Source organism: Salinivibrio sp. PR5 (genome assembly GCF_001996085.1).
In the GTDB taxonomy this organism is placed as follows: domain Bacteria; phylum Pseudomonadota; class Gammaproteobacteria; order Enterobacterales; family Vibrionaceae; genus Salinivibrio; species Salinivibrio proteolyticus.
The window spans coordinates 23,709-36,450 of sequence record NZ_MUFK01000036.1 but is presented as its reverse complement, the minus strand read 5'-3'; the positions used below and the strand labels follow the sequence as shown (position 1 = coordinate 36,450).

At 49.6% G+C, this 12,742-nt stretch carries 8 protein-coding genes and 1 pseudogene; 6 read left to right on the top strand and 3 right to left on the bottom strand.

Going from position 1 to position 12,742, the window contains the following annotated elements; translation table 11 throughout:
- Positions 1 to 2,053: S1 RNA-binding domain-containing protein (locus BZG82_RS12530; protein ID WP_131826239.1), on the top strand; the 2,053-nt coding region annotated here is incomplete at its 5' end.
- A gap of 186 nt (positions 2,054 to 2,239) precedes the next feature.
- Here the strand turns inward: BZG82_RS12530 and BZG82_RS16235 are convergent.
- Positions 2,240 to 2,350: pseudogene (locus BZG82_RS16235) on the bottom strand (IS5/IS1182 family transposase); the annotation flags it as partial.
- 130 nt (positions 2,351 to 2,480) lie between these two features.
- Here BZG82_RS16235 and BZG82_RS12525 point away from each other — a divergent pair.
- The 4 genes from BZG82_RS12525 to tadA all read left to right on the top strand — a co-directional run bounded on the left by BZG82_RS12525 (position 2,481) and on the right by tadA (position 6,724).
- Entirely contained in the window at positions 2,481 to 3,455 is a 975-nt protein-coding gene (locus tag BZG82_RS12525; RefSeq protein WP_198928559.1) for a type IV toxin-antitoxin system AbiEi family antitoxin, read from the top strand.
- The gene (locus BZG82_RS12520) at positions 3,409 to 4,254 is read left to right on the top strand and encodes a hypothetical protein (RefSeq protein WP_077765971.1); all 846 of its coding nucleotides are present in this window, start codon (positions 3,409 to 3,411) and stop codon (positions 4,252 to 4,254) included. Before BZG82_RS12525 ends, BZG82_RS12520 begins: the two co-directional genes overlap by 47 nt.
- A gap of 356 nt (positions 4,255 to 4,610) precedes the next feature.
- Complete coding sequence (locus tag BZG82_RS12515; protein ID WP_101494777.1) at positions 4,611 to 6,107, top strand: AbgT family transporter; 1,497 nt, start codon at positions 4,611 to 4,613, stop codon at positions 6,105 to 6,107.
- A 98-nt stretch (positions 6,108 to 6,205) separates the two neighbouring features.
- Positions 6,206 to 6,724: a tRNA adenosine(34) deaminase TadA gene (tadA, locus tag BZG82_RS12510; RefSeq protein ID WP_077765970.1), complete on the top strand. Its 519-nt coding sequence runs from the start codon at positions 6,206 to 6,208 to the stop codon at positions 6,722 to 6,724.
- Here the strand turns inward: tadA and BZG82_RS16500 are convergent.
- Positions 6,721 to 6,882, bottom strand: coding sequence for a hypothetical protein (locus BZG82_RS16500; RefSeq protein ID WP_167314748.1), 162 nt, complete (start codon positions 6,880 to 6,882; stop codon positions 6,721 to 6,723). The genes tadA and BZG82_RS16500 overlap by 4 nt on opposite strands.
- A 7-nt stretch (positions 6,883 to 6,889) precedes the next feature.
- On the bottom strand, positions 6,890 to 8,359 hold the full coding sequence (gene mltF / locus BZG82_RS12505; protein WP_241837377.1) for a membrane-bound lytic murein transglycosylase MltF: 1,470 nt from the start codon (positions 8,357 to 8,359) through the stop codon (positions 6,890 to 6,892).
- A 363-nt stretch (positions 8,360 to 8,722) separates the two neighbouring features.
- On the opposite strand from mltF, the gene purL reads away from it, so the two are divergent.
- Positions 8,723 to 12,613: a phosphoribosylformylglycinamidine synthase gene (gene purL / locus BZG82_RS12500; RefSeq protein ID WP_077765969.1), complete on the top strand. Its 3,891-nt coding sequence runs from the start codon at positions 8,723 to 8,725 to the stop codon at positions 12,611 to 12,613.
- Positions 12,614 to 12,742: the final 129 nt, after the last annotated feature.

The following is a 12,742-nucleotide window of genomic DNA, read 5'->3' as shown; positions in this document are numbered from 1 at the left end:
AATAAATCCTCAAACGGTATCAGACAGAGAGCTTATCGTTTCTAACGCATACGTATCTTCAAAACGCCGAGAACGTTATATTGAGCCAATTGATAGGGTGGTTCGAGTTTCGAAACCCGTAAGCGAAACAAAGGCGAAGCGTTTAGATGATACTGCAGAGCCAAATGAAATAATAAATCAGCTTGAGCGAGGGAAAGAACTTGAGCATCAAGTCCTGTTGATGGTTGGTGGAGTCGGTTCCGGTAAGACAACATTTATAGATTATTTGAAATTTGTAGCTCTAAAAGAGCATTCAAATTCGTTGTGTTGGCTTAGAATAAATATGAATAACGCGCCAGTTAATCGAGAGGAAATCTATCGCTGGATTCGTGACAAAATAATTAAAGAGTGTATTAGCGAACTCAAAGGTTATGATCTCAGTTCACTTGATGAGATACAGAAGGTCTTTAGCGTTGAAATAAATAAGTTCAAACGCATATATGGGCCTCTTTATGGAGAAGAAAGCGCTGTATATAAAGAGAAGCTTGGCGATGAAATTCAAAGGTTGCTAAGCGACATTCACGCAAAGACAATTGGTTATCTCCGATATTGCTGCGGCGATAAGGGAAAGCTTGCAGTTATAGTACTCGATAATTGTGATAAGAAAAATAGAGATGAACAACTACTGATGTTTGAAGTTTCTCAATGGATAAGAGAAGAGTTTAAATGTTTAGTAGTGCTTCCGTTGAGAGACGAAACTTTCGATAATCATAGAGATCAGCCTCCTCTTGATACAGTTCTTAAAGATATGGTTTTCAGAATTGAGCCTCCTCTCTTTCAGCATGTATTATTTAAGAGGGTTCAATTAGCACTGTCTAAAATGAAAAAGGAGTCGGGGAAAAAACTATCTTACGGTCTTCCAAATGGCTTTCATGTTGAATACCCTCAATCTGATCAGGCTTATTATTTAACATCAATTCTTAAATCGCTTTTTGAGAATGATAGATTCGCACGAAGAATGATCGTAGGTTTAGCAGGACGTAATGTTCGTCGTGCACTAGAGCTTTTTATAGAGTTTTGTAATAGTGGTTACATTGGAGAAGATGAAATTCTAAAGATTAGAGCTAGTGAAGGTAAGTATTCTATTCCGTTTCATAAAGTGGCGACGGTTTTAATAAGGATGAATAAACGTTACTATGATGGTGACGAGTCTTTCATTAAAAATCTCTTTTCAGCAAGTCATGATGCGCCAACACCAACTTATTTTTCAAGATTGCTGATACTGCGATTTTTAAAGCAAGAACTATCGAATAAGAGATATACCGGAATAAAAGGTTATATCAGCATAGATTCCGTGAAGAAGAAGTTGACTAAGTTCGGATATCCTGACGAAAACATTGAACATGAGGTTAGGTACTTAATCAATTCCAAGTGTATAATAACTGAGCACCTTCGAGAAGATGATGTTTCCGATGATGACTTGATAAGGCTAGGCCCTGCTGGCTATGTTCACCTTGATTTGCTGCATAACGTAATGTACCTGTCTGCTGTATCTGAAGATACAAACTTTTTAGATAGAGAGACAGCGGAAGCAATTAAGAATCGTATCGTCGAGCCGGAAACACACCTGCATATTAAAAATAATGTTGCTAATGCTAAAGATTTGATGTCCTTCCTTAAAAGTTTGAAAAGTGATATTAAGAGTTCTTCGGTATTTTTAAAGGATGATTTTATTTTTGATAATTTAATCGACTTATCAGAGTGCGAACGTGCCATCGAGAGAGTGGAGCAGAGTGCTTCAGAGGATCCCTGGTTTAATGCAGATAAGAATCTGAAGAGGGGCCAAGTATATAAAGCGCTAATTACTAATTCAGAACCTTATGGTTTTTTCGCCGAGTTTGATATTGGTATTACAGGTTTAATCCATAAGACCAAGCTAAATGACATAGTGCCATCGATTGGAGATAAGGTCTCAGTTAAAATATGTTGGGTGGATGTAATACAAAGGAAGATGAGTTTGGAGCTTATAGAAATATTAGAAGAGGAAGCAGATGAACTCAATTTTGACGATTAAAACTTTCGGAGTCGTTCTGACTCGTAGAAGGTAGGGGCGATACGAAGATTCGTAAGTCGAGGCTCCTGCTCATGATGCCTCTACTCCCAATATTATTTAAGAAAATTTAGTGTTAATGGGGGGAGGGGCATCATTGATCAATGATATTAATATAAAGTACTGATCCAAAGGGATTATCCGCCCCCATCAATCAACTCGATAGCTAACAGGCATACCGAGTATTATGACTTTGTTCATCGTTTTCACGTTGGCTAGTGCTTCTCCAACTTGTGCATTGTAATCACGCAGTTTCAATCGCGCGTTACGCTAACCGGTGCCTGCTTAACTCAAGCACTCCGCTTATCTTGCAGAATTCAATGTTCACGACTATTATTTGTTCATGATTCATGAACGGCTTTTATGTGTGAACAAAAACGCGACACTACTAATGCGAGCTTTGGATAGTCTGCCTTCGCATATTCAAGGGGAGTACTCTTTCGATCCTAAGCCGGATGGTGAGCCTTACACCGATGCCGAGGTGACTCTGACAGTGCACGGCCAACGGTACCCGTTTAGCGCTGAGATAAAGCGTATCCACCGTAAAGAGAGCTTATCAGCATTACTAGGCCTTGCTCGTTCAGATACTCTATTGGTATGCAACAGACTAACGGCTCATCTCGCCGATTTTTGCACCAAGAACGCGATCAATTTTATTGATGAGGCTGGTAATGCTCGCGTGAGCTTTAACGGGCTAAACCTATGGATTGAGGGCAAAAATCTTACTGAAAACCACCTTGCAATTCCACAGCCGGCAAAGCCGGGGTTAGGTTTTATGAAGCTGTTGTTTGCTTTGTTGGCTCAAGAAGATGTGTTACATCTGCCGTTTCGAACCATAGCCGAGATGGCGAATATCTCATTAGGTATGGTGAGTAAGGGGTTTAAATATTTAGAAGCCGAGAAGCTTGTCAGTCTTGGTCGTACCCGTCGCATTCTGGATAAAGAGGCCCTTTATCAGATCTGGATTGAACACTATCGTACCGTGCTAAGGCCAAAGCTCGGAGGGCTAAAATTAGTTGCGCCGGATGATTGGCGAGACATTCCTTTAGCATCCAAAGATTGCTGGGGAGGAGAAGTCGCTGCCGATGAACTAACACGCTATTTGCAGCCTTATGAGTTACAGCTCTTTACCTTTGAGCCACTGCAAAAAAAGCTTGCGCTGCTCAAAGCAAAGCCAGACGCTTCTGGCAGGCTCTGGTTGGTGCCTGCATTTTGGGGAAAGGCGCTGGATATTAATATCAATGCCAAGGCATTGCTGGCTGTCGCTGAGCTACTTGCAAGCAGAGATAGCCGAAACAAGGAGGTTGCCGAACTTATCAATGAGCAATATCTACAGCTTAAAACACTCCCTGAACCCCGGGTTTGAGCCTGTACTGACACTGATCACCCGCACAACTCAGCAAACTGGCGTACCATTTTTTGTTGCTGGGGCAACGGCAAGAGATCTCGTTTTGTATCATGTGTTTGGCCGTGATCCCGGCCGTCAGACTCGGGATATTGATACTGGCATTCTGATACCGGATTGGGACGCGTTCGCCAGTGTAAAGCAGGCTTTGCTGGATGCCGGATTAAGCGCAACCAATAAAGCGCATCGGCTTAAAGATCCTGACAGTGGTTTGCCAATTGATATTATTCCCTTTGGTGCCATCGCCGATGACGCAGGTGAAATACAATGGCCACCGGAGCATGCTGTCACCATGACGGTAGCTGGATTTCAGGAAGCTTACGATGCCGCTCTATCAATAGAGCTAGGACAGGGCGATATTATCAAAGTTGCGTCACTGGCCGGGCTGACTTTGCTAAAACTGATTGCTTGGCAGGAGCGGGGTGACGAGAGCAGTAAAGACGCATCTGACTTTCTAACCATTCTTCTTGAGTATCAGTATGTTCAGGCGGATCGTCTATGGGAGCCTTATATCCCGGCAGAGCACTTAGAATATGATACCGAGCGACAAGGGGCCTTCTTGCTTGGATATGATTTGAAAATGATTTTGTCTGAGCCTGCTACCAATCCCGAGACCATCAGCCGGATTACCACATTGGCAGCTGATATCGATGGACTGGTCAGGGCTCAGTTCAAAAGTCAGGATCTATGTGGCTATGGGAGGATCGAGCAGCTCCAGCATGATTTTTGGGCAGCATTAGCGTTGCATGAGCCGTTTTAACTGCTGTAAAACACGAGCTCATTCGGCACATCATTTCCGATATCAGACTTCCTCTAATCCCTAAATCTGGCATGGCTTTTTTGTTTCTAAATGTTTCAGGGTTATCCCTTCACTGCGGTTTTTTGTGCTGAAAAGCAAATATATCTGATGGTTAACATTTTGCTAACAGGTCGATGTGTAGCTAACTATGCTGATTTTTGCTTTACTGGGGCCGATATTTCATTAATTTGTCATTAAAGGCAGCGTCAGAGCATGTGCTGTGGCGACATTGAAACAATATGGAGTGAGCTGTGAGCAGTCAACTTAGTCAGTCAGCGGATGCTGACGGCCCGCGAGGGTTAGACCGGTTTTTAAATATGATTGAGCGGGCAGGCAACCGTATTCCTGATCCGGCACTGTTGTTTTTCTGGGGCTTGATTACCGTTTGGGTACTGTCGGCCATTTTATCGCAAGTTGAGTTCGATGCCGTTCACCCGCTGACGGGGAATGCGGTGCAAGTGAACAACCTACTGACTGGCGATGCGCTCGCACACTTTCTAGCCAATATGGTTAGCACTTTTACTGGTTTTGCGCCGCTGGGTATTGTATTGGTTGCGATGTTAGGGGTGGGCGTGGCTGATCAGTCAGGCTTTATCACCACCGGCCTCAAGAAAATGTTGAGTGTGACACCGAAGCAAGCACTTACGCCGATGCTGATTTTGGTGGCGATCGTGTCACACACAGCGGCGGATGCAGGCTATGTGCTGGTGATCCCATTAGGCGGGATTATCTTCCATGCTGCGGGACGCCATCCACTGGCGGGGATTGCTGCTGCGTTTGCCGGTGTCTCGGGTGGGTTTTCAGCGAACTTCATTCCGTCTGGCATTGATCCTTTGCTGGCAGGCTTTACCGAATCAGCCGCTCACGTATTGGATGATACCTATCAGGTGAATCCACTCGCGAACCTCTACTTTACCGGCTTGTCATCAATTTTGATTGTGGCATTGGGCTGGTTTGTGACCGAGAAAATCATTGAGCCGCGCCTTAGCCGCACGCCGATTGATGAGGATGCTGAAGACGCCCCCGATCTTGGCTCATTCACGGCGATTGAAGGTAAAGCGTTTAACCGCGCAGGCTTGGCTATGTTGGTGGGAATTGCTGCGCTTGTTGCTGCTGCTTGGCCGGAAACATCGCCACTTCGCTCTCCGTCAGGGGAACTGACTGCATTTGATGCGCCGATTATGCAATCAATCGTACCGCTGATTTTCGTGCTCTTTATTATTCCGGGCATTGTCTACGGCAAAACCGCAGGTACCTTTAAAACCAGCCAAGACGTAATCAAATCCATGTCGGATACCATGGCGACCATGGGTGCGTACATGGTGATGGCGTTCTTCTGTGCGCAATTTTTGGCTGCATTTACCCAATCCAACATTGGTACCTTGTTAGCGCTCAACGGCGCTGAGTTGCTGCAATCGATGAAATTGCCGGGTGAAATGACGATTGTGGGTATGATCCTGCTGACCGCCATGGTCAACTTGCTGATCGGGTCGGCATCGGCAAAATGGGGACTGATTGGGCCGATTCTCGTGCCAATGCTGATGGTTGTCGGTATTTCTCCTGAATTGTCGCAAGCGGCGTATCGTGTGGGTGACTCCGTCTCTAACATTATTTCGCCATTGATGGTGTTCTTCCCGCTAGTGGTGGTGTATTGCCAGCGCTATGTGAAATCGACCGGGATTGGCACTGTGGCTTCGTTAATGATCCCATACTCCATCACCATGCTGGTGGGCTGGACGCTTTTCCTTCTGGCTTATTGGGCGGTTGGGTTGCCGTTGGGCATTCAAGCAAGCTATCAATACTTGGTTCAATAACGCGTTCCTACGTGACGATAGACAAGCCGGCCTTCGAGCCGGCTTATTTGTGTCGTATACTTGGCGCCATCTCAATGGGTGAAGTTACAGGGTTTTGAATGAGCGAGTTGCAAACGCCATCAAACGAGCACGAAAAATACATGCGCCACGCCATGACGCTAGCGGAAAAAGCCGAGCAAGAGGGTGAGGTGCCGGTCGGAGCTGTGGTGGTATACCAAGGGGAGATTGTCGGGTCCGGATGGAACCGTTCAATTACTCAACATGATGCCTCTGCGCATGCGGAAATCATGGCACTGCGCCAAGCAGGTCAAGTGCTGGGGAACTATCGCCTGATTGATGCTGACTTGTATGTCACTTTAGAGCCTTGTCCGATGTGCGCTGCAGCTATGGTGCATAGCCGTATTCGTAACGTGTATTTTGGCGCCTCCGACCCTAAAACCGGTGCGGCAGGATCGGTGATGAACTTGCTCAGTTATGAGGGCGTGAACCATCATGTGGCATCACAAGGGGGAGTGCTTGAAGATGCTTGCCGTGAGCAGCTTCAGGCGTTTTTCCGCCGTCGCCGAGCCGAAAAAAAAGCCGCTAAAAGAGCGGCTCGAGAGCAGGGCGAGGGTTAAAACGCATCGTCAAAGGCGGCGAACTCGCGGATGGCAAACGTACGTTGTCGCCAAAGCACTTTCTTGTGCATATTTTGACGCATGCGCTTACGCCGGTTAGCGGCGGAAATCGTGTTTTTACGGAAGTTACTTCTCACGAGCCGTTTTCTCGGAACCATACTGCCCTCATTGCTGTTGCTGGTTAGCGTCGCTTTGTGGTGACGTTTCGTCAGTGTCTGTGACGGTTTCAGACTCTTGCTCAGTCGCTGGCGCGACAATGGTTTGTAGGCCGCCTAAGTCTTCAACCTGCTCATTGTCGAGCGCTTCAATATGCGCTTTTTCATAGCCTAGAATACTTTGATAATAGCGGCGGATATTTTCGACGTAACTTAACGCTTCGTATCCACGCGCATAGCCGTAGCGTGTTTGGGTATAGTATTGGCGTTTGGCGAGCATGGGCAGACGCTTTTTCACATCACTCCATGAGTTAGGATTGGCCCCTTGTGCCTCCGTGAGGCGGCGTGCATCCATCATGTGGCCAAAGCCGATATTGTACGAGGCAAGCGCGAACCAAATACGCTCATGCGGGTTCACGCTATCTGGTACGCGTTCCAATACCCGTTGCAGATAAAGGGCGCCGCCTTTAATGCTTTGCTCGGGATCAAGGCGGTTGCGTACGCCGACAGATTTTGCAGTCGGTAAGGTCAGCATCATCATGCCACGCACGCCAGTCGGTGAAATAGCGCGCGGGTTCCAATGTGATTCTTGATAAGACAGGGCGGCGAGCAAACGCCAGTCAAATTCATTGGCGTACTTTTTAAATAGCGGCTCCCACTTGGGTAGTTTGCTCTCAATCGCGCGCAAAAAGGCGCGGGTATCGACGTAATCAAACTGATCCACGTGACCAAAATATTTCTCTTCTAAAATCGCCAGTTCACCGCTTTGGGCGAGATCACCAAAAAATTCCACCATTAAGGCGTAAGCGCTGCTATCGCCTTGCTTTTTCATAAACCAAGCTACGGGCTCGTCTTCGCTTAGTTCCATCGCGACCGTGATATCAGGGTGTGTGCGTTGGATCAGCGCAATGTCGACGGAGTCGGCAATAGTAAAGTCGATGTCACCATTCGCGACTTGTTTGAGGAGTTCGTCGTCATCGGCATCTTGGACGACTTGCCAAGACAGTGCGGGATGGGCTTTTTTCAGTGATTGCAGTGTTAAGTCATGACTGGAGCCTTCAACCACTGCCATCACAGCATCATCTCGGTTGAAATCGTCGACATCACGCGGTCGCCAGTGGCCGTTTTTATACACCACTTGCTGGCTGACAAAATAGTACGCAGGACCGGGGCGAAAGGCGTCAAGACGTTGCGGTGTGATGGTCAGACCCGCGGCAATAATATCGACATCGCCACGTTCTAGCGCTGGAAAGAGGCCAGAAAGCGTATAGGTGGGCGTCATTTCCAATTTCACGCCCAGCTTGTCGGCAAAGCGCTTGGCTAGATCATAATCTAGGCCGGTTGGGCCATTGGGACCGATGTAATAAGAAAGCTGGTTGTTGAGTGTGCCCACTCGTAGCACACCGCGATCGCGGATTTTTTCGAGGGTCGTCCGATCATCAAAATGCCAATCACAGCCCGCCAAAGGCAGGGTTAGCAGCACAAGGGCCACGCAGGCAATCCAAGATGGCAGAGTAAATCGACGCTGTCTCAAAGGCTGTTGCTCTTGTTGCGGGCCGGCGTGAAGACACAGGCCGTGATCAATGGACCCTCCATTCTACGTGAATAGGCGTCCGACCGATAGAGGGGAAATTTTTTGCGCAAACGGTTGCGTCAGGTGTGTTGCCCGCGAAGATTTTCCCCTATAATGGCCGCCGCTTGCTTAAAAGGCCAGCAAAAAATGGGCGTGAACCTGCGGACAGCAAAGGCTGCCAGTGTGAGTGGTGATACCCAAGTTTACATGTCAACGCGTGTTAATTTGGGTATACCCCTTTCACTAACTGCTAACGAGAGACGTACGCACATGGATATTTTGCGTGGTTCCCCCGCACTGTCTGAGTTTCGTGTCAATAAACTGCTGGCTAGCTGTCAAGCGCATCAGTTGCCAGTCACGGCGCTGTATGCTGAGTTTATTCACTTCGCTGATTTGCATCACCCCTTGGATAGCGCGAGTCGCGAAAAGCTCGAAAAGTTGCTGACTTACGGGCCCACTTTACCGCCGCATGCGCCTGAAGGGACGTTGTTTCTCGTTACGCCTCGTCCCGGTACCTTGTCGCCGTGGTCATCCAAGGCAACCGATATTGCCCATAACTGCGGCTTGGACGCGGTGAAGCGCTTGGAGCGTGGTACAGCGTACTATATTCAGTTATCTGCGCCTTTGACCAGTGAGCAACACGCAACCTTAATCGGATTGTTGCACGATCGGATGATGGAAGCTGTGTTCGATGAGCTTGAGGCCGCCGCGGTGCTGTTTGAGCAAGCGGAACCTGCGCCGATGCATAGCGTAGACATTCTCTCTGGTGGCCGAGCCGCCTTAGTTGAGGCGAACCAAGCCTTAGGGTTGGCACTGGCAGAAGACGAAATTGACTATCTGGTCGAGAATTTCACCCAGCTGGGGCGTAACCCAAACGACATCGAACTGATGATGTTTGCGCAAGCTAACTCAGAGCATTGCCGACACAAAATTTTCAACGCCGACTGGACTATTGATGGTCAAAAACAGCCTAAGTCACTGTTTAAGATGATCAAAAATACCTATGAGCAAACCCCAGATAACGTGCTGTCGGCGTATAAAGACAACGCAGCCGTGATGACGGGCTCAAACGTTGGACGCTTTTTCCCCACTCCAGAGAGCCACACTTATCAATATCATCATGAGCCGGCTCATATTTTGATGAAGGTGGAAACCCATAACCATCCCACCGCGATTTCACCGTGGCCAGGCGCGGCAACAGGCTCTGGCGGTGAGATTCGTGATGAGGGGGCGACCGGTGTTGGGGGCAAACCTAAGGCAGGATTGGTCGGTTTTTCCGTCTCTAACCTCAAAATTCCGGGCTTTATTCAGCCGTGGGAGCGAGATTATGGCAAGCCTGAGCGCATTGCTACTGCGCTCGATATTATGCTGGAAGGCCCGCTAGGCGGCGCGGCGTTTAACAACGAATTTGGTCGCCCTAACTTGCTGGGTTATTTCCGCACCTATGAGCAATTGGTGACCTCGCATGCCGGTGAGGAAGTGCGTGGCTATCACAAACCCATCATGATCGCCGGTGGAATGGGTAACATCCGCGACGGCCATGTGCAAAAAGGCGAGATAGATGTGGGCGCCAAACTGATTGTGTTAGGTGGCCCGGCGATGAACATCGGCCTTGGCGGCGGGGCGGCATCGTCGATGGCATCAGGCCAGTCGGCGGAAGACTTAGACTTTGCCTCGGTACAGCGTGAGAATCCAGAAATGGAGCGTCGCTGCCAAGAGGTGATCGATCGTTGCTGGCAGCTTGGCGACGATAATCCGATTGCCTTTATCCACGATGTGGGCGCAGGTGGCCTGTCCAATGCGATGCCAGAGCTAGTCGATGATGGCGGCCGCGGTGGACGCTTTAACTTGCGTGACATTCCGAATGATGAGCCGGGAATGAGTCCGCTCGCCATTTGGTGTAACGAGTCACAAGAGCGTTATGTCTTGGCGGTTAAACCGGAAAATATGGCGCTTTTCGAAGCCTTATGCGAGCGTGAACGGGCGCCGTACGCGGTGATTGGTGAGGCCACCGATGCGCGTCATCTGTCGCTTGAAGACAGCCACTTCGACAATACCCCTATCGACATGCCGATGGATATCTTGCTGGGTAAAGCGCCCAAAATGCACCGGGATGTGACCCGTCAGCAAGTGACAGGTACCGCGCTTAACACCCAAGGCATTGAGCTAGCGGAAGCCTGTGAGCGTGTTTTACGCTTGCCGGCGGTGGCGGAGAAAACCTTCTTGATCACCATCGGTGACCGTTCGGTGACCGGACTGGTTGCGCGTGACCAAATGGTCGGCCCTTGGCAGGTACCCGTCGCTAACTGTGCGGTGACGGCGGCCAGCTATGACAGTTATCACGGCGAGGCGATGGCGATGGGTGAGCGTCCCCCAGCTGCCTTGCTCGACTTTGCTGCTTCTGCCCGTATGGCGGTCGGCGAAGCACTTACCAATATCGCCTGTGCCGATATTGGTAGCCTGACTAACATTAAACTGTCTGCAAACTGGATGTCCGCGGCAGGTCATCCGGGCGAAGACGCCGGCTTGTACGAAGCGGTTAAAGCCGTGGGCGAGGAGCTGTGTCCTGAGCTGTCACTGACCATTCCGGTGGGTAAAGACTCGATGTCGATGAAAACCCAGTGGCAGCAAGACGGTGAAAACAAAACCGTCACCGCGCCGATGTCGCTGATTATCACCGCCTTTGGCCGCGTGGAAGATGTGCGTCGTACCGTGACCCCACAACTGCGTACCGATAAAGGTGACAGCCACTTGATCGCGATTGACCTCGGTGAGGGCGCGCAGCGTCTGGGCGCAACCGCGTTGGCTCAGGTTTACCACCAATTGGGCGATAAGCCTGCCGATGTCACCAGCAGTGCCCGCCTAAAAGGCTTTTTCAATGCGATGCAAACCTTGGTAGCAGAGCAAAAGTTACTGGCGTATCACGATCGAGCCGATGGCGGACTGTTCGTAACCTTGGCGGAAATGGCGTTTGCCGGTCACACCGGTATTGACGTGGATATCGCCCGTTTAGGCGACGATGCCTTGTCGGTACTGTTTAACGAAGAACTGGGCGCGGTGATCCAAGTGGCGGCGCAAGATCTCGAGCGTGTTAATGCGGTGTTGGATGAACATCAATTAACCGCATGCAGCCACCTGATTGGCGGCTTAAGCGATAGCGATGAGATTATCTTGCGTCATGGTGAGGCGCCTATCTATCAAGCCAGTCGCCAGCACTTACGTCAGATTTGGGCTGAAACCACCTATCAGATGCAAGCGCGTCGCGATAATCCGGACTGCGCTCGTCAAGAGTTTGACGCCAAGCAGGCAGCCGATCCTGGGTTGCACGCCAGCCTGAGCTTTGATGTGCATGAAGATATTGCTGCGCCATATATCGCTACCGGTCAACAACCGACGATGGCTATTTTGCGTGAGCAAGGCGTGAACTCGCATGTGGAAATGGCTGCCGCCTTCGATCGCGCTGGCTTTAACGCTGTGGATGTTCATATGAGTGACATTCTCTCCGGGCGCGTCAGTTTGGACGGTTTCCAAGGGCTGGTGGCCTGTGGCGGTTTCTCTTACGGTGACGTGTTAGGCGCTGGTGAAGGTTGGGCGAAATCAATTCTGTTTAACAGCCGCGCACGCGATCAATTCAGCGACTTCTTTACGCGTGAAGATACCTTGGCACTTGGCGTGTGTAACGGCTGCCAGATGCTATCGAACCTGCATGAACTGATCCCAGGCGCCGCACACTGGCCACGATTTGTTCGTAATGAGTCGGAGCGCTTTGAAGCGCGCTTTAGCCTAGTGGAAGTGCAATCAAGCCCATCCGCCTTCTTTGCTGGGATGGCGGGTTCACGGATGCCCATTGCGGTATCGCATGGTGAAGGACGTGTTGAGGTGCGTGATGCAGAGCATCTAGCGGCTATTGAGGCGTCAGGTACGGTGGCGTTGCGTTACACCGATAATCACGGCCAGCCAACACAAGCCTATCCTGCCAACCCGAATGGCTCACCAAATGGCATTACCGCGCTGACCACTGAGTCGGGCCGCGTCACCATTATGATGCCGCACCCTGAGCGGGTATTCCGTACGGTTGCTAACTCTTGGCACCCTGATGATTGGGGCGAAGACAGTGCGTGGATGCGCATGTTCCGCAACGCGCGGGTCACACTGGGATAAGCCTTATACCAATCAAAGCCGCCAATCTATGGCGGCTTTTTAGTGATAAGCGTGAATCGATGGATGATTTTTTATCCGGCTGCGATACAATTTCAGCTAAACAACTGATCCATCAGGACCGGCTGCGGC